The organism is Streptomyces virginiae (assembly GCF_040638905.1).
Classification (GTDB): Bacteria; Actinomycetota; Actinomycetes; order Streptomycetales; family Streptomycetaceae; genus Streptomyces; species Streptomyces virginiae_B.
This window is the reverse complement of the sequence record NZ_JBEZYV010000056.1, coordinates 1-16,350: the sequence shown is the minus strand read 5'-3', so window position 1 is coordinate 16,350 and position 16,350 is coordinate 1. Positions and strand designations below refer to the sequence as shown.

Below are 16,350 nucleotides of genomic sequence, written 5' to 3'. Positions count from 1 at the left end.
CCGAGCAAGCACGTGATGGCGGCGGGCCCGGCCGGCGAGCTGGTGCCGGCTGACTGGAGCCGCGCCGCGTGGGATGTTCTGCGCGAGGAAGCGGAGTCGATCACCGCGCTGGCGGGAAGGCTCGGCCTGTGGACGGTGTTCGGATCGATCCACCCGCTCACACCGCCGAACCGGCCGCACAACAGCCTCTACATCGCCTCCGACCAAGGCCAGCTGGTCGCACGGTACGACAAGCGGTTCCTGTCGCACACCGAGGTATCCTTCCTGTACTCCCCCGGACACCAGCCGCTCGTCCTCGAAGTGGACGGCATCCGGTTCGGGCTTCGCGCTGTGCGTCGAGGCCAACTTCCCGGAGATCTTCAACGAGTACGAACGCTTGGACGTCGACTGCGTCCTGCTGTCGGTGATGGTCGACGACGCGCTCGGGCCCGTGTCGCCCAGGCCTACGGAACGCTCTACAACTACTGGCTCGGATACTCCATCCCAGCCCAGTTCAGCGCTACGGTGCCGTCCGGGATCGTGGCGCCCGGCGGCCGCTGGCTGGCGCGCTGTCCCGCGAACTGACATCCCGCCCTGGCGATCGCGGACATCGACCTCGATTCGCAGGACGAAGACATCAACGTGGCCGTTCGCTACGCCCGCCTGGCGGCGCTCTGCCCGAGCCGGACTCTACGACGAGCGGGCCCCTGTGGGGGGACCGCCGCAGCGCGGCCCGCACAGCGTTCTGAAACCGCCCTACTGCCAGATTCGCCGGACTCAGGGAACGGGCAGCGAAGCGGCAGGTACCGCGCCCGCCTCCCCAGAACCGACAGCACCAGATGTTGCAGTTCGAGCATTTCGCCCAGATCAACCCCGGCCCCTCCCCCCATCGCACCGGACCGGCTCACCGCCCGACCCACCGCGGACACCGGACCGAACCTCACTGCAAGGAAGAGACGATGACGACAAGCACCGACAGCCAGCCACCCAGCCCGAGCATGACCGACGAGGCATACGGCAAGCTACGCGCCTTGGCCGCGGTGTGGGCCGGCACCTCCGCGTTGATCACCAACCGACGCGGGCAGGTCCTGCTCCAACGCGTGACCTACCGTCCTACGCGCCTGCTGCCCGGCGGCGCCGTCGACAAGGGCGAGTCCCCCGCCCAAGGCGCTGCCCGGGAGCTGGAAGAGGAGCTCGGCGTCACGGCGACCATCACCCGCGGGCTCGCAGTCGACTGGGTCTCCCCCGCCGGCCGCACAACGCCCCCCGGCATGAAGTTCCCCGGCGAGCTCCTGCACGTCTTCGACGGCGGCGTTTGGGACGAGAACCAGATCGCGGCGATCCGGCCCGCACCAGGCGAGATCGAGGCCGTCGAGTTCGTCGAACCCGCCGACCTGCCGGCTCTGATGTCTCCGGGCGACGCCCGGCGCGCCCTGTCCGCGCTCCGCGCCCGCAAGCATCAGCGGCTCCGGCCCCACGTTCCTGGAGGACGGCCTCCCGATCGCCCCCACCGTCCTTGACCGGGTCGGCGTCCTGCGCACCGCCCGAGCCCAGCACCACTTCACCTTCCACCCCTGCCCCGTCCCCGACGACCTCACGGTCCGCCAGTCCTGGTCCTGGGCCTTCGCCCCGGACGGGCGTGTCCTCGTGCTCCACGAACCGGACACCGGCGCGGCCTGCCTGCCCGGCGACACACCGGAACCCGAGGACGGCGGGGACCCCACGGCCACCGTCGTCCGTGAGGCCCGGGAGGAGGCCGCCGCCGAGCTGGCCGGCACCAGGTAACTCGGGTACCTGTCCGACCCCAACGACCCCTGCGCACGCGTCTGCTACGCCGCTGCCCTCACGTGCGTCGGCCCGTCCCCGGTCGATCCGCCCACCGGTCGCACCTACGTCCGGATCCTCGCCACCCCGGAGCAGGCCCTGGAACTCTTCGACTGGGGGCCATCCGCGGCCGCGCAGCTCCAAGCGGTCCACCAGACCCGCAGCCTCATCGGCATTCCCCGGGCCAGCCGCCAGCCCGTCACCGAACTCAGCGGCCCCACCGCCTGGTAGCTCAGCACCACCACGCCAAGCGAACCAGCCGATTGTCGTCCTCTGCCCAATCCAGCAGGAGCCCTTATGGCCGATCCGTGCGAGATCGGCGCCCCGCATCTGGCTGTGAGCCGCGGGCGTCCGGCAAGGCCTTTCCGCTGAGAGGGCGGGAACCGTGGCCGACCGGGCGCTCGGTGGCTTCAGGCCGCGACGAGGGCAAGGAAGGCGGGGACGCCGTGAGCAGCACGGTAGGGCTGGAATCCCGGCACGAGGTCTTGGACAAGCCGTTCGCACCGTGGGGCGCCGATGCGGCGGGAGAGGGTGAGCGCTTCTTCGGCTGCGTGGGCGGCCAGTTCGGGTTCCTTGAGCTGGAGGTGGCTGGCCGCCTGGTAGGCGAGAAAGACGCCGCGGGTCTTGTCGCGGGAGGCGGGCAGTAGGGCTTGGCCCTCGGTGATGAGCTGGTGGGCGCGGCGGGCGTCTCCGAGGTCGAGGAGGGCCTGGCCGGAGTCCACCGCGAGGTCGGCCGCCGACATCCAAGAACACCAGGCCGGCAGTGGCAGGCCGGACGATGCCCCGAAGTGGTGCTCGGCCGCTTCGAGGGCCCGCAGGGCGGGCTGCTTGTCCTTTTGCGCGGCGAGAGTGCGGGCGAGGCGGAGGTGGAGGAGGGAGAGGGCCGCGGGGTGTTGGGCGCGCTTGAGTGCCTGCCGGAGGATCTCGGCAGCCGTGGTGTGGTCATGGCGCCAGGCGGCCTGGTAGGCGAGGTCGCCGAGCATCGCGGCCCCCAGGTCGGGGTCGCCGGTGGCGTGGGCGCTGTGGAGGCCGGCGACCCATAGCTTGCTGGCGGCGGTGTGGCGGCCGTGGTCGAAGCGGTGCCAGGCCACGGTCTGCGCGAGGGAGGCGGCCAGGGTGTGGAGGCGCAGACCGGTGGCCTTGTCGTAGCGGCTGCCGTCGATGAGGTCGGTGACGGTCGCGAGGTGGGCGTCCAGCAGGGCGGAGACGTGCTGGCGCTGCTCGGTAGCCAGGCTGTTGAGGTGTCGGCTGATGTCCTCCAGGACGGTGACCGTTTCCTCGCCGACCAACTTGCCACCCCCCTGGAGCGCTCCGAGCGCGCTCGCTGGCCCGGTGGCCCAGGCTGCAGCGAGCGCCGTGAGGGCGGTCCCGGAGATGGTGAGGAAGGTGCGTCGTTCCAGACGTTCCATGGCGGTGTTGAGGGCCTCTCGCAGTGCGATGACGGTGCTGGACGGTCCGAGAGGCACCACACCCCCGTCCCCGGCGGGCAGCCAGTGCGGCCAGGCAGCCGGGTCGACCGAGTCGAGGGGGAGCTCCAGGGCCTCCGCGATGTAGATCTGCGTCTCGGCCTCCGGGGTGACCCCGAGGACTTCCCACTTGCGGATCCGGTGCTTGTCGGTGCCCGAGCGCAGGCCGCGCCGCTCGGCCGCCGCGCAGATGAGCTTCGCGAGATCGACCCGGGTCAGGCCGCTGGACGCGCGCTGATGGGCCAGCGGGTGAGTGCACTCGGTCACGTAGTCAGTCAAGCACCGTCCGTGGCAGCCCGGGAGGTGTTCGGGACAGGGGACCCCCGGGGGGACCCCCGCCGGACCATCGCGCCTGGGGCACGTGTGCTCGAAGCTCGATCCTCTGGGCGGCCACACCGTTGCCGACCCGGACCCGTACCGGGCCCCGGCATCCGTCTCGTCCCGCATGCTCCGAAGGGAGACATCGTCATGCCACGTTACCCGGCCCCTCCTCCGGCCCCCCTGGTGATGGCCGAGGTCGGCTGCCGTGCCGGGCGGAGTCCGGAGCCGATGCTGCAGACCTCCCCGTACCTCTCCAGCGTCCTGCCCGGCGCCGACCCGCGCTTGGTGTACCTGACCGACACCTCCGGGCCCGAGGCCCCCGCGGGGCCTATTCCCCCGCCAGCGGCCGTGTTCGGGATCGTGGGACTGGACCGGACGATCGTGTGGCAGCACGACGCCGAGGTCCTCGACCTCCTGCGCTACGCCGCTTCCCGCCCGCGTGCGACCGGCGAGCTCACGTCCCGCTTCGGGGCCGGCCGGGTCTCGGCGGCGGCCGGCCAGGGGTGGCTGCAAGATCCCGCTCGTCTGTGCCGGGAGTACCGCGTGGTCTCAGGTGAGGTCGAGGTGACCGCGCACTGCAACTGGGGCTGCGCCTCCTGCCCGGTGGCCACGGACCCGAAGCCGCGCCGCACGATGCCGATGCCCCTGTTCGAGGAGATCATCGGCAAGCTCGCCGCGGCCGGCGCCGAGTACGTGACCTTCCAGTTCTTCAATGAGCCCACGCTGGACCGGTACTTCGTCCAGCGGCTGGAGGTCCTGGCCGCACGCGGGATGCCGCTGGCCCTGTACTCGAACGCCTCCGCGCTGACCGCGGGCAAGATCGCCGCTCTGCAGCGGACCGGGGTGCTCAAGCACTTGATCGTCAACATCCCTGCCGTCGAGGAGGCCGAGTTCGCTGCCCTCACCGGCTCGCGGAGCTTCCGGCACACGGTGGGCAACACGGAGGCGGCCCTGGCGGCCGGCCTGCCGGTGCAGGTCGTCGTCAACGGGGTCGGCTCGCGCCTGGAGCGGAACCTGGCCGGCGTGGAGCGACACTTCACGCCCCTGGGCGCCGAGGTGTATCCGAGCATGACCTGCGACCGGGCCGGTGAGCTGGGCGGCGAGTACGCCCAGGACGTCCACGTGGAGGGACGGCTGACCGGCTGCGGCTGGCCCGTGCAGCACGTCAACATCTCGGTGGCCGGCGACCTGTTCTTGTGCTGCAACGACTACTACCAGCGCGAGACCTTCGCCCATATCCGGGACGGCTCGATCGACGAGCTGATGTCCGGCGAGCGGGCGGTCGCGCTGCGCCGGAAGGTCTTCGGCGTCGACCAGGCACCGGACGACTTCCTGTGCCGTCGCTGCCACAACCAGCTGGCCAACTTCCCCGGCCGGGACTTCCGCCCGATCGCAACCTTCGGATAGGAGGCGAACCTTTATGAGAACGCCCGTACGGATCTGGTACGTGGCCGGCCAGCGGCTGTGCAACCTGTCCTGCGACCGCTGCGTGTCCATCGGCGAGTGGGCCATGAGCAACCGCTACGACTGGAAGAACCCCGAGGACCGCGCGGTCTACGAGCATGTCGTGACATGGATCGGGACCCGCCCCTACCCGGTGAGGGTCCGCCTGGGCACCCTGGGCGAGCCGTTCGCGAGCACCTTCTTCCTGGAGAAGGCGGCCTGGCTGACCCGGCAGAGCGGCGTCGAGTACGTCGAGCTGCTCTCCAACGCGATCCTGTTGCCGCGGCGGCTGCCCAAGCTCGAAGCGGATGCGAACCTCGGCAAGTTGTCGCTGTGGCTGACCTGGCACGACGGGCAGGTCGACCTGGAGCGGTTCATCACGGCCGCGGCCTTCGCCCAGGAGCGCTACGGCTGCTTCGTAGTCGTAAACACCCTGCTGTTCGAGACCAATGCCGACGCCGTGGCACACGCCCGGGACGCCGCCCTGGCGGCGGGCCTGCGGTTCAACGTTGACCTCGGCTACGACCCGACCGCCGGCGCCACCCGCCATGACCCGTCCGCCGCCGTACCGGTCCTTCAGAGCTCCGACGCCCTGGACACGCTGGCCGCTCTCGGCGGGAGCCGGGCCCTGGCCGAGGCCACCCTGGTCGGGCTGACTTCATGCCGGGGCATGCTCTGCCGTGCCGGCCACGACTCGGCGTTCATCGACATCCACGGCCAGGCCTACCGCTGCTCCAACTACTCCAGCCAGAAGCAGCCCCCGCTGGGCAGCGTCCTGGATCCCGGCTTCGACCTCCCGCTGCGCCCCGAACCGTGGGCGCCGTGCGCCGCCCGGGGCGGGTGCGGCAATAAGGAGGACTTCCTCAACCTGCAGATCGCCGCCCCCCTGCGCCCCTCCACGGTCCCCAGCCTCGGCTGGACCGACGCCTGACCCCGCGCCGCCACGCCTGCTTCCGAAGGGATCCTCGTGCTCATCAGCGACATGACCTGGCCCGACCTGAACCCGGGCCCCGACACCCACGTCATCGTCCCCGTCGGCGCCCTGGAACCCCACGGCCCGCATCTGCCACTCGGCTCCGACACCATGATCAGCGACCACTTCGCCCGCCGCCTGGCGGCCGCGGTCCACGGGCACGTCGCCCCGGCCATCGGCTACGGCGTGGCCACACCCGGCCAGCGCCTCGGCGGCACCTTCCCCGGCGTCATCAGCATCACCGGCGCCACCTTCACCGCCCTGATCACCGACATCCTCACCGTCTTGGCCCGCCACGGCTACCGGCGCCTGGTCCTGTTGAACTCGGCCATCGACAACATCGCCTTCCTGTGCGAGGCCGCCCGCCACCTGACCGAACACGCCCCCGGGGCGCGGGTGATGATCGTGAACTGGTGGGACGTCGTGGGCGAAGACTTCCGCAACGACCTCGCCCACGAGACCGGGACCGCCCGCGCGGACGACCATCACGCCGGGATGGTCGAGTCCAGCCTTGTCATGCACATCAGCCCGCACGCCGTCCGCCCCGACCGGCTGCCCGCCGACGGCGGCATCGAGCAGCCCCGCCGGATCAGCTACCACCTGTACCCGCAGCCGGCCGACACCACCACGAGCAGCGGCATCGTCTACACCGCCGCCCACGCCAGCGCGGAGCTCGGCAAGCGAGTCGCCAACCAGGTCGCTCAGCAGCTCGCTGACGCCGTCCTTCACGAATTCGCCGCGCCCCTCCCGTCCTGAACCCCGGCAGCCGCCCCCGGCCCGGCCCGGGGGCTCCTCCGAAGGAGAACCACCCCTATGTCCCTCGGCAACAACCGGTTCGTGTTCTCACCCTCCGCTTCCTACCCGCGGCCGTTCGCGGCCGTCATCGACGACCACGCCCGGATCGTCCACGCCTGGTCCAGCCCGATCGGCCAGCCCGACATCGAGACCAGCCCGCCGTCCTACCTCCGCGGCTGGAACCACGTCGAAGTCGCCCCGGACGGCAGTCTGTTCGCGATCGTGCCCCTGCACACCCTGCTCAAGCTCGCCCCGGACTCCACCCTCACCTGGCGCGCCGACCTCCCCGCCCACCACGATCTCGCCCTCGGCCCCCACGGCGAGATCTACGTCCTCACCGAAGAGCCCCGCCCGGTGCCCTGCACCGGCGGTTCCCACGTACTGCTCGACAACTCCATCACCGTCCTGGGTCCCGACGGCCAGCTGCGCGACGCGCACTCCCTGTACGAGATCCTGACCACCAACCCCGAACTGGAGTCGCTGATCAACGGCGCGATCAACCGCCACCGCGACGCCGGCCGGACCGCGGACTCCTCCGTCCTTGCCCCGCGGCTGGAAGGCGCGAACGGCTGGAGGCGCGGCCGCGACATCTCCCGCCTGCTGCGCTCCCGTCCCGGCTCGCCCAGCGACATCCTGCACACCAATACCCTCGAGATCCTCCCCGCCCACCCGGCCGGCCTGTGGACGGCCGGAGACGTCCTGGTCTCGCTCCGCGAGCTGGACCTCATCGCCGTCCTCGACCTGCGCGCCGGCGCCGTGCGCTGGTGGTGGGGCCCGGGTGAACTGTCCGGCCAGCACCAGCCCTCTGCCCAGCCCAACGGCACGATCCTCGTCTTCGACAACGGCCGCCGCGCCGGCCGCTCCCGTATCCTGGAGATCGAACCGGTCACCCGGGCCGTCGTCTGGCAGTACGAGCCCGGCCTGTTCTGCGAGATGGCAGGGGGCTGCGAGCGCCTGGCCGACGGCACGGTCCTCATCAGCTACGCCCAGGCCGGCCGCGCCCTGATCGTCGACCGCGACGGCCGCGAGCGGTGGCAGGTCCAGCTCTCCACCAGTACCACGGGCGCCCGCTCCCGCGCGGAGTTCTACCGCCTCTCCGCCATCCCGGCCGCGGCCGCCGAGCACCTGGGCACCGCGGACCGGCCCGCGCGCGCCCTCACCGAATCCCGCGTCCGTTGCCAGCTTGGCCAGAACGTACGGAGCACCCCGTGATCAGCGTGATCATCCCTACCCGCGACCGCCCCGGACCGCTCCACCGCGCCCTGCGCAGCGTCGCCCGCCAGACCTACCGCCACTTCGAGGTCATCGTCATCCGCGACGGCGGCCACCCCGTCGAGCCGATCATCGACCGCTGGCAGCGCGAGATGCCCATCACACTCCTCGAATTCGACACCCCTCACGGCGTCTCCCACGCCCGCAACCGCGCCTTCCCCGTCGCGCAAGGCGACCACATCGCCCTCCTCGACGACGACGACGTCTTCCTGCCGCACCACCTCCAGGCCGCCGCCGATGCTCTGCGCTCCCGCCGGGCCGACACTGTCTACGGCCAGGCCCTCGTCAGCCCCACCTGGATCGAAGACCTCCCGCGCGAGCGCGCCCACCTGCCGTGCAAGGACTACGCGTTCGACCCGGCCCTTCTCTCCGTCGCCAACACCATCCACACCGGCTCCGTCGTCACCCACAACCCCGCCGACACCACCATCCGTTTCGACGAGACGCTGCACCACTGCGAGGACTGGGACTTCCTCCTCGCCCTCCGCGCGGTCGGCCACCGCTTCACCCGCCTCGACACCATCACCAGCGTCTACCACCAAGTCCCTGTGCCCGGCGCCGTCCACACCGCCTACCAGTCCACCCCCACTCCGTTCACCCGGGCTCGCACCCTCCTCTACGGCCGCTGGCCGGCCGCCACCGGCCGCGCCGAGGAGTACCGGGACTGGTTCCGCCGCTTCGACCAGCGCCTCGACACCCTCATCGCCAACGGCCTGGACGCCCCGCCCCACGTCTACGAACATGCCATCCGCCAGCTCCACACCACCTTCACCGACCGCCGCTCCCCGGACCGAGACCTCCTCAACCGGCTCCTCCCCCTCACCCCTGCCGCACCCGCCCGGCACAACGGCGAAGCCCTCACTCTTCGACCGGCGGTGACGCATGCAGCCCGGTGACGCCCCGTACGACGGCTTCGCCGAAACCTTCGCCCGCGAGGCCGCCATCAGCGCCTACAACGCCCACTACGACCGCCCCACCGTCCTCGGCCTCCTCGGCGACGTGAACGGCCTCGACATCCTGGACGCCGGCTGCGGCCCCGGCCTGTACCTGTCCGAGCTCGCCGCGCGCGGGGCCCGCCCGGTCGGCATCGACCAGAGCGCCGACATGGCCCGCCTCGCCCGCGAGCGCCTCGGCTCGCTCGCAGAAGTCTGTCAGCACGACCTCGCCCAGCCCCTCGCCTGGGCGGACGATGCGAGCTTCGACGTCGTCCTCCTCACCTTGGTCCTCCACTACCTGCCCGACCGGATTCGCACGCTGCGGGAACTCGCCCGCGTCCTGCGGCCCAGCGGACAGATCGTCGTCTCGACCAGCCACCCCACGGCGGACTGGCTCGTCAGCGGCGGCAGCTACTTCACCAGCGGCTACGTCGAGGAGTCCTGGTCGAACGGCATGCCCCACCGCTACTGGCACCAGCCCCTTCAGGCCTGGCTCGACGAATTCACCGCCGCCGGACTCACCCTCGACCGCCTTGTCGAGCACCAGCCAGTTCCCTCGATGGCACGCCATCACCCGGTCGAACACGAGAAACTGACCCACCAGCCTGGCTTCTTGGCCATCCGGCTCCGCAAACGGCAACCTGGAATCTAGGGTGCCACCAGCTGCCTCAACGACCATCCTCGGAGTCCCCCTGTGCACATCCGCCCGACTCTGGCCGTGGTCAGCGGCCCGCCGGCGACCGGCAAGACCACCCTCGCCCGGGCGCTAGCCCAGCACCTGGGCTGCCCCGCGATCCTGCGTGATGAGATCAAGCAGGGCATGGTCATGAACTTTCCAGGTCACGACGCCGACGGCGACGACCCACTTAACATCCCGGCCATGAAAGCGTTCTTCGCGACGATCGCCGTTCTCCTCCGAGCGGGCACAACCGTCGTCGCCGAAGCCGCCTTCCAGGATCGCCTCTGGCGGCCGGGGCTGGAGCCGCTCACGGAGTTCGCCGACCTACGCATCATCCGGTGCACCACCCCAGCGCCGACCATCACTCAACGCATCACCGACCGCGCCCACAACGACAGCCACCGGGTCGCCCATGGGGACAAGGCCCTGCTCGCCGACATGGAGGCCGGCGTCTACGACCCCGACCAGTTCGTTCCCATCAGCCTGACCGCCCCGAGCCTGCTCGTGGACACCTCCGACGGCTACGCGCCCGGCATGGCAGAGATCCAGAGATTTGTTCTGCGGCCGGATCACGAAGGGGATGGGTGGTAAGGGTCCAGTCGGGGCGGCTCTCACGCCGGCAAGGGAGCCTGCGAGCCGACCAACGCGTGCTACCGAAGCACGCTCGCGGCCCGCTGGCCCTGCGCCGTCGCCCTCAGCCGGCGGGGTTTGGGGGTCGGAGAAACTCCCGGGCTCCGCGAAGCCGGGTGGACAGGTACTTCTGGGTGACGCGGCTGTCGAGGTGGACACGGAGTCCGCCGGGGAGGCCGCTCTCGGCGCGACGGCCGGTCGGCAACAGCGATGGGTCAAGGCCGTCCCGCTGCGCAATGAGGGTCCCAAGTTGGTGGCGAGTGACGGCGTGCGGGCCGGCGAGGTGAAAGACGCCAGCCGTATCGGAGAAGGTGAACTCCCACATCGCGGCGGCCAGGTCGGCGACGTGGACTGGGCATCGGACATCGTCCGTGAACAGGGCCCCGTCCCGCGTGCCGCGGGCCAGGGCGTGCACCAGGCGCTCGTGCTCGGACCGGCCGTCGCCGATGATCAGCGAGGTCCGTGCGACGACGGCGCCTGCACACAGGAGCCGTACGGCCGTCTCGGCCGCTGCCTTCGCCGCCCCGTACGGTGTTACTGGGTCGGGTAGACACGTCTCGTCGTACGGGTCGTCGCGGCCGGAGAAGACTGCGTCGCTCGAGACGTGTACCAGCTTAATGCCTCGGTGCGCGGCGGCTTGGGCTAGGCGCATCCCGCCCTCGGCCGTGACCGCCCACTCGGCGCCGCCGCTGCTCGCGTTGATGACCGCCGTTGGGCTGACGGCGTCCAGGACCTCCTGGAGATTCGCAGGGTTGCGCAGGTCGAGGCGGTGCCAGGACACCCCGGCGCTCTCTCCGGGGTGCGAGTGGAAGGTGGCCGCCGTCTCCCAGCCCGCTGAACGTCCCTGGCGGGCCAGCTCAGCGCCGAGGAACCCGCTGCCGCCGACAATCAGTACCGTCATGCTGTCCCACGCTAGGACAGCGACGTCGGCGCTGAGGCGGAACCGTCAGAAGTGATTGGGTCGGCGTCCGGTCGTCTGTGCGGAATCACCTTGTGGGCTTGGGTTGGTGCTGCTGAGGGAGTAGTCGCTCGACGACGTGGTGGTCGCGCAGGTGCGCCTCGACCTGCTGAGTCAGGAGAGCGACACCGAGATCGGAGAGGTGGACGCCGTCGCTCCACAGCGTCGGTGCTTCCGCGTGGTGGTGATGGTGGGTGAGTGCGTAGGCGGTCTGGGTGAACGGGGTCCAGACGTCGATGAAGGGGACGCCGGCGGTGGCCGCGCACTGGGCGGCGGCCTGGTTGTAGCGAGCGAGGTCTTCGTTCATCGCGGCGACGGTCTGCGGATCTGTAATGGGTCCGATCGGGTGGGGGTGGGCGAGTTGGAGTGCGACGTGGATGCGGTGAACGTATCCGTTCGAGCGGTGCTCCTCGATTCGGATCGTCTCCCCGACCTGGGCAAGGTTCGTCGGGTCGGTCAGTCGCGAGCTGTAGGCCTGGCGGTGTTCCATGATCGAGGTGCCGAGCCAGAAGATCTGCAAGGTGACCTCCGGGGTCATGCGCTGAAGCCGTATCGCCTCATCGGACGCTGAGGCGTTCTTGGTGGCGGTCGTTCTCGGGCGTCGGTCGCCTCTCCGGAGGCGATGGGGGCTACAGCCTGCCAGCGCCGAGTGGACCGTGCGCCGATCTTCCCCGGACTCGAAACTGCTGGACGGGCTCGAGGTCTCGGCCCCTTTGGCCGAGGCGGGTCTGAGGACACCTCCGCAGGCTGGCGCGCAGTCATCCGCACACCGCCTCAGGCGCGCCGTCATCGGACCAGGGTGGGGTGGGCCAGGTCGGGTGGTAGGGGTCGTCGACGATCCACCCCCGCCATGCTGTGTTGCGGAGTTCTCCCGTGGTCTCGTCGACCACGTCTTCGGGCACCAGCCGCAGCCGCACCCCGCCGGGCCGGCGACGCTCGACGGAGCGCTTTGCGCGTGCGGTGAGCCAGTCCCGGTAGTAGCGCCGCTGATCGCTGTGCCGCTTGCGGCGCCGCTCCCCCAGGCCGGCGGTGCCTCGGGCGAGGGCAACTTGCTGAAGCTGGTCGGCGTCGGGGCGCAGGCCTTCGTCGGCGGCCAGGTGGCGGGGCAGGTAGATCAGGCCGTCCGCTTCCTCGGCGAGACCGTCTTCGACGAGCTTGTCCACGCGGCGGCGGACCGTGGTGCGGTGCGAAATTCCAGCACTTTTGCCGTTTCCCGTCCAAGGTCGACCACAGCACCGGTATCCGCTATGTGCTCGGGATCGCGCTCCGGACGGCGGTCCCCGCACCGTCGAATGCCCAGTAGCAGGAGGCTGGAGCGGTGGGTGCAGGGTCGGGGCGGTTCAGGCTCCGCTGAGCCGGCCCCCCGCTCCGTTCGACGTCATCAGGTTCCGTTCCCAGGCTGGCCGGTATAGAAGTCTTCGTCCCGCCGGCGGGGTGTCGAGTCAGCCGATCCAGACGATGCTGATCACGTAGAGACGGCCGGCGGGCCGGTTGATCCAGTAGACGGTCGTGAGCTGGCCGACCGCGGCCGAGCGGACGTCCTCGCCTTCGGGGTCGCGCACGTTGAAGGGCGGGAAGGACCAGGGTTCGCGGGAGGCGATGTCGAGAACGTCGCGCAGGATCTCCGCCGCGTGATCGGGTAGTTCGGCGAGCGTCTTGGCGGCTTCTGGGGAGAGCCGTGCGGGCCATCCGTTCACGGGCGGGTTCCGAGGAGGTCCTCCAGTGCGACGCCGTCGGAGTCGTCCATGCCGGAGGCCACGAACGCGTCGACGGCCGGGGCCGCCGCGAGACGGGCCTGCCAGGCCCGTACCACGTCGTGGAGCGGGGTGAGGCTGTAGCTGTGCCGGGAATCCTCCAAGGCCTGCGCCCAGTCCCGCTCGAAGGCCGGCGCCCACTGCTGGGCCCGCCGGTCGGCGCGCACCCGGGCCAGAAGGTCGGCGGCCGCCGTGGGGGCGGGCGCGGGCGGCGGAGCCGGCGCGTACTCGGGCTGGGCACTCATGGCGTCCTCCAAGGTCTGTGAACACGCTAGCGACTCGATGACCACCAGCGCCTCGGTTCGGTTGTACCCGCGGTGGCTGCTGCTGTGGACCCTGATTCGGCGTACACCAGGGGCGCGGTGAGCTTGTTGCCCACGAGGCCGCACCCTGGTGGGGGCCTTCAGCTTCCCCAGCGCCTCGTTGACCCCGTTCCCGCTCCAGACCGAGCCAGGCTGGCTCTGATCGCGAAGAACCGGTTCTGGCTCAGCTTTTGTGGAGTCGAGACTCTGCGTCACGACAGCAGAACTCGCTTACGGAGGAGTTGGAAGCCTGCACGACCGAACATCTGGCGCTTGATCATCTTGATGCGGTTGACATGGCCTTCGACGACGCCCGAGTTCCAGGGAAGGCTGAGGCCGGCGATGACGGCTTCGCGGTCGCGGTCGATGCCTGCGGCGAGCGTGTGGAGGCTGGGGAGGTCGTCCAGTCTGACAGCGGCGAGCCAGTCCGGCAGTCGCTCGCCCTGGCGCTCGGTGAGCATGATCGCGAAGGACCGGACGTGCCTGGTGAGTGCGTCGATTTCCGGGCAGTTGGCCCGGACGTTCTTCAGTTGGAGGTGTTCGGTCTCGGGAAGGGTTTCTGGGCGGCGGAGGATCCATCCGGCGACGGACCGGGGTGAGGGCGGGCGCGCTGTGACGGGCCGTGGCGAGGTGCGTTTTTGGTGGAGGTAGGCGCGAACGCGCTGGTAGCTGCCCTTGTAGCCGAGCGGGACGATCTCTTCCCACAGTTTCCAGGCGTTGGTGCAGCCCTCGTTCCAGCGGTCGTCGAGGTAGGTCTTGTACTCGTCGAGAACGGAGGTCCGGGCCTGCCACTGACCGGTGAAGAGGTCTTCCGGCCTGGCGGCGTCCGCGTACCGTTTGACGGTTCGGCTCGTCATGCCGAGCTGCCGCTGGATCGCGCGGCGGCTGTGCCCCGCCTCCACCAGCGCGTGGATAGTGGCGTGCATGGTCCTGGTTCGGTCGGCGAATCGGTGGCCGGTCGGCCAAGGCGAGCTGGACGGCACCTCCGCGGGGTCGGGCCCCGTCTCGCTTGTTTCAGGTGTCTTTGGGACCAGGACTCGCAGGCATTGGCGGTGCTGGGCGATGCTTCGCTCGGCGGCTTCGGCGAGGTTGTGCCAGAGGTGCCACCGATCTGCGACCTGCACAGCCTGCGGGGCACCGGCGGTGGCTCCCTCAGCGAAGAACGGTGCACGATCGCGGCACACCACCTCGATTCCGGGTCGCTGGGCCAGCCACGCGGCAAGACTCGATGCCTCTCGGTCGGGCAGCAAGTCGATCGGTCGGCGGGTTTCGACGTCGACGAGGACGGTGCCGTAGTGGCGGCCTTTGCGGGTGGCGTACTCGTCGACACCGACCACCCGTGGGGCGCGTACCTCCGGCTCCGCAAGTGCGTTGACCAGTCGCAGGACCGTGCTGCGGCTGACGGATACGCCGAGGACGTGTGCCAGGCGGGCGCCGGCCCGGCCCGCAAGGGCGAGGCCAATCGCGGCCAGGGTCGAGCGCAGGCGCTCGGTCTGTTGGCTGTGCCTTCGGGTCAGGCCGGCTATCTGCTCGACGAATGTGCGGCGTCCGCACTCGGGGTTCCGGCAGGTGAACCGGCGAACCCGCAGCTGGAGTACGACGCTTCGTCCCCCACTGGGAATGTCAGCGGGAAACCGCAGGTAGGAGCCGTGAATCTGGTCGGACCACGTGCCGCACCCCGGACACGAGGCGCCCCCGGCGGTGCACCGCGCATCAACACGCACTATCGCGATGTTCACGTCCACCGACAGCACCGCGACGTCCACGATCGACGGAAACAGCAACTCTTCCAGCCGGAGCAAGACCTCTTTCACAGCTCCGAACTGTCGGCCCCGTCAGTCCCACCACGGTTCGTTTTCAGGCAACTTCCCAAGCAGGTCCGGGGGCCCAGCAGTAACTCAGAGCAGCGGCCCACAAACCTGAAAAAACAGAACCACAACCTTGTGGACAGGGCCATACCAATGAGGCTGTCAGCCTCGGAGGAGCAAGTCTGCGAGCTCCCTCACGCGGCTGGTAGTGATGCCCTCACGCTGCTCGATTGCGAGGGGGTGGTCGGTGGGTTCCACTTCGATCAGCGGGCGCTGCCCGACGGCGCGGGTGTGGACATGGGTTTTGAGGTGGAGTGTGGAGTGCGGATAGGCGGGCAGCTCGGTGGAGAGCCAGCCGAAGTACGGAGGCTCCTGCTCGCGTGCCGGGTCGTCCCACAGGTCGTGCGTCCGGGCGAAGTTCGCTTCGCTCAAGGAGACCCAGACCCCCCAAGAGAACGTGTCGCCGCTGTCGCGCACCGGTATCTCGATCAGGCCGTGGACGAAGAAGTGCCGACCTTTGATCATGCATTGGTCGGCGGTCAGCTCGCTGTCCCGCCGCCGGGAGTACCGAGGTTTCCACGCCGCCGGAGCTGGAGCCCCATAGGACAGCGGCGGGCCGTCCCCATGTTCTGTGCAGCACGCGCATGCGTGGTGGTGATCAGCAGCCATGGTGCTGAGCCTAACGAGCTGGTCAGACATATCTTCGACCGCATAGGACGTACCGCTGTCAGCGCTCGACGCGGCGGCGGTTCTCTTGAGGTGAGCGCACGGCGAGCAAGCCTGCGTCACCCCGACCCACGACGCCCAAGCAATAACTTCTCCTCTGTCCCGTGACGCTCGGTGACGGCCAACAGAACTTGCGCCAGAACCCGTTTTCGTGAGCGAAGCCACCCATGCGCTGGACAACCTCGCGGGCCGGAAGCGTGAATACGTCCACCCCATGAAACAACACTCGGTCCGTCTGGGACGACGGCCTTCCCAGCTCGATGGCTTCAAGCATGTCTCGCATGCAGTGGATGCTGATCATCAGCCCGCTGGGACGGAAGACGTGCTGCCCCGACCGGTCAGACTCCGAGACCGCAGAGAGATCTCGGAGCGAGTCCAGCGCTGTGTTGGTGTTGCGCGACGTTGAGGATGTGCATGACGCCGACGTTCTCAGCGTCGAGGAAGCCTGTGAAACGACCCCGGCGGCCGTCAGGCCGCCGGGGTCG

19 protein-coding genes are annotated in these 16,350 nt (G+C 69.9%); 11 read left to right on the top strand and 8 right to left on the bottom strand.

What is annotated here, in order from left to right; genetic code table 11:
- The first annotated feature begins 15 nt into the window (after positions 1–15).
- From AB0F82_RS36805 to AB0F82_RS36795, 3 genes are all read left to right on the top strand, one after another.
- Positions 16–564, top strand: coding sequence for a nitrilase-related carbon-nitrogen hydrolase (locus AB0F82_RS36805; protein ID WP_362635745.1), 549 nt, complete (start codon positions 16–18; stop codon positions 562–564).
- 374 nt (positions 565–938) lie between these two features.
- Positions 939–1,499 (top strand): NUDIX domain-containing protein, encoded by a 561-nt coding sequence (locus AB0F82_RS36800; protein WP_362635742.1) that lies wholly within the window; start codon positions 939–941, stop codon positions 1,497–1,499.
- A 127-nt stretch (positions 1,500–1,626) separates the two neighbouring features.
- Positions 1,627–1,764, top strand: a complete 138-nt coding sequence (locus AB0F82_RS36795) for a hypothetical protein (protein WP_362635740.1) — start codon at positions 1,627–1,629, stop codon at positions 1,762–1,764.
- 449 nt (positions 1,765–2,213) lie between these two features.
- Here the strand turns inward: AB0F82_RS36795 and AB0F82_RS36790 are convergent, their stop codons facing one another.
- On the bottom strand, positions 2,214–3,536 hold the full coding sequence (locus tag AB0F82_RS36790; protein WP_362635737.1) for an XRE family transcriptional regulator: 1,323 nt from the start codon (positions 3,534–3,536) through the stop codon (positions 2,214–2,216).
- Between the two features lie 201 nt (positions 3,537–3,737).
- On the opposite strand from AB0F82_RS36790, the gene AB0F82_RS36785 reads away from it, so the two are divergent.
- The 7 genes from AB0F82_RS36785 to AB0F82_RS36755 are packed head-to-tail and all read left to right on the top strand — an operon-like array spanning position 3,738 to position 10,278.
- Positions 3,738–4,997 (top strand): radical SAM/SPASM domain-containing protein, encoded by a 1,260-nt coding sequence (locus AB0F82_RS36785; protein ID WP_362635735.1) that lies wholly within the window; start codon positions 3,738–3,740, stop codon positions 4,995–4,997.
- Between the two features lie 13 nt (positions 4,998–5,010).
- Positions 5,011–5,964 carry a hypothetical protein gene (locus tag AB0F82_RS36780; RefSeq protein WP_362635733.1) on the top strand — a complete coding sequence of 318 codons (954 nt, stop codon included), beginning with the start codon at positions 5,011–5,013 and terminating at the stop codon, positions 5,962–5,964.
- 36 nt (positions 5,965–6,000) lie between these two features.
- On the top strand, positions 6,001–6,762 hold the full coding sequence (locus tag AB0F82_RS36775) for a creatininase family protein (RefSeq protein ID WP_362635729.1): 762 nt from the start codon (positions 6,001–6,003) through the stop codon (positions 6,760–6,762).
- Between the two features lie 57 nt (positions 6,763–6,819).
- The gene (locus AB0F82_RS36770) at positions 6,820–8,013 is read left to right on the top strand and encodes an arylsulfotransferase family protein (RefSeq protein ID WP_362635727.1); all 1,194 of its coding nucleotides are present in this window, start codon (positions 6,820–6,822) and stop codon (positions 8,011–8,013) included.
- Positions 8,010–8,969, top strand: a complete 960-nt coding sequence (locus AB0F82_RS36765; protein ID WP_362635725.1) for a glycosyltransferase family 2 protein — start codon at positions 8,010–8,012, stop codon at positions 8,967–8,969. The genes AB0F82_RS36770 and AB0F82_RS36765 overlap by 4 nt, the downstream gene beginning before the upstream one ends.
- A complete protein-coding gene (locus tag AB0F82_RS36760) occupies positions 8,956–9,660 on the top strand; it encodes a class I SAM-dependent methyltransferase (protein WP_362635723.1) in 705 nt (234 codons plus the stop codon). The genes AB0F82_RS36765 and AB0F82_RS36760 overlap by 14 nt, the downstream gene beginning before the upstream one ends.
- 42 nt (positions 9,661–9,702) lie before the next feature.
- Positions 9,703–10,278: an AAA family ATPase gene (locus AB0F82_RS36755; RefSeq protein WP_362635720.1), complete on the top strand. Its 576-nt coding sequence runs from the start codon at positions 9,703–9,705 to the stop codon at positions 10,276–10,278.
- Positions 10,279–10,381: 103 nt separating this feature from the next.
- Here the strand turns inward: AB0F82_RS36755 and AB0F82_RS36750 are convergent, their stop codons facing one another.
- The 7 genes from AB0F82_RS36750 to AB0F82_RS36720 all read right to left on the bottom strand — a co-directional run bounded on the left by AB0F82_RS36750 (position 10,382) and on the right by AB0F82_RS36720 (position 15,808).
- Positions 10,382–11,218, bottom strand: coding sequence for an SDR family oxidoreductase (locus tag AB0F82_RS36750; protein WP_362635717.1), 837 nt, complete (start codon positions 11,216–11,218; stop codon positions 10,382–10,384).
- Positions 11,219–11,303: 85 nt separating this feature from the next.
- Positions 11,304–11,813, bottom strand: coding sequence for a hypothetical protein (locus AB0F82_RS36745; protein ID WP_362635716.1), 510 nt, complete (start codon positions 11,811–11,813; stop codon positions 11,304–11,306).
- 220 nt (positions 11,814–12,033) lie between these two features.
- Positions 12,034–12,438 (bottom strand): hypothetical protein, encoded by a 405-nt coding sequence (locus AB0F82_RS36740; protein ID WP_362635713.1) that lies wholly within the window; start codon positions 12,436–12,438, stop codon positions 12,034–12,036.
- A gap of 279 nt (positions 12,439–12,717) precedes the next feature.
- Complete coding sequence (locus AB0F82_RS36735; protein ID WP_362635710.1) at positions 12,718–12,972, bottom strand: hypothetical protein; 255 nt, start codon at positions 12,970–12,972, stop codon at positions 12,718–12,720.
- The gene (locus tag AB0F82_RS36730; RefSeq protein WP_362635707.1) at positions 12,969–13,274 is read right to left on the bottom strand and encodes a DUF6247 family protein; all 306 of its coding nucleotides are present in this window, start codon (positions 13,272–13,274) and stop codon (positions 12,969–12,971) included. Before AB0F82_RS36730 ends, AB0F82_RS36735 begins: the two co-directional genes overlap by 4 nt.
- Before the next feature lie 269 nt (positions 13,275–13,543).
- Positions 13,544–15,145: an ISL3 family transposase gene (locus AB0F82_RS36725; RefSeq protein WP_362635704.1), complete on the bottom strand. Its 1,602-nt coding sequence runs from the start codon at positions 15,143–15,145 to the stop codon at positions 13,544–13,546.
- Between the two features lie 156 nt (positions 15,146–15,301).
- Complete coding sequence (locus tag AB0F82_RS36720; protein ID WP_362635701.1) at positions 15,302–15,808, bottom strand: DUF2199 domain-containing protein; 507 nt, start codon at positions 15,806–15,808, stop codon at positions 15,302–15,304.
- Positions 15,809–16,146: 338 nt separating this feature from the next.
- On the opposite strand from AB0F82_RS36720, the gene AB0F82_RS36715 reads away from it, so the two are divergent.
- Positions 16,147–16,350: hypothetical protein (locus tag AB0F82_RS36715; protein WP_362635699.1), on the top strand; the 204-nt coding region annotated here is incomplete at its 3' end.

What these genes read in the sequence shown, in the direction of transcription:
- AB0F82_RS36745 (WP_362635716.1), bottom strand. Translation starts at nt 11,813, where the DNA reads ATGACCCCGGAGGTCACCTTGCAGATCTTCTGGCTCGGCACCTCGATC.
- AB0F82_RS36750 (WP_362635717.1), bottom strand. Translation starts at nt 11,218, where the DNA reads ATGACGGTACTGATTGTCGGCGGCAGCGGGTTCCTCGGCGCTGAGCTG.
- AB0F82_RS36760 (WP_362635723.1), top strand. Translation starts at nt 8,956, where the DNA reads ATGCAGCCCGGTGACGCCCCGTACGACGGCTTCGCCGAAACCTTCGCC.
- AB0F82_RS36780 (WP_362635733.1), top strand. Translation starts at nt 5,011, where the DNA reads ATGAGAACGCCCGTACGGATCTGGTACGTGGCCGGCCAGCGGCTGTGC.
- AB0F82_RS36805 (WP_362635745.1), top strand. Translation starts at nt 16, where the DNA reads ATGGCGGCGGGCCCGGCCGGCGAGCTGGTGCCGGCTGACTGGAGCCGC.
- AB0F82_RS36770 (WP_362635727.1), top strand. Translation starts at nt 6,820, where the DNA reads ATGTCCCTCGGCAACAACCGGTTCGTGTTCTCACCCTCCGCTTCCTAC.
- AB0F82_RS36785 (WP_362635735.1), top strand. Translation starts at nt 3,738, where the DNA reads ATGCCACGTTACCCGGCCCCTCCTCCGGCCCCCCTGGTGATGGCCGAG.
- AB0F82_RS36730 (WP_362635707.1), bottom strand. Translation starts at nt 13,274, where the DNA reads ATGAGTGCCCAGCCCGAGTACGCGCCGGCTCCGCCGCCCGCGCCCGCC.
- AB0F82_RS36720 (WP_362635701.1), bottom strand. Translation starts at nt 15,808, where the DNA reads ATGGCTGCTGATCACCACCACGCATGCGCGTGCTGCACAGAACATGGG.
- AB0F82_RS36800 (WP_362635742.1), top strand. Translation starts at nt 939, where the DNA reads ATGACGACAAGCACCGACAGCCAGCCACCCAGCCCGAGCATGACCGAC.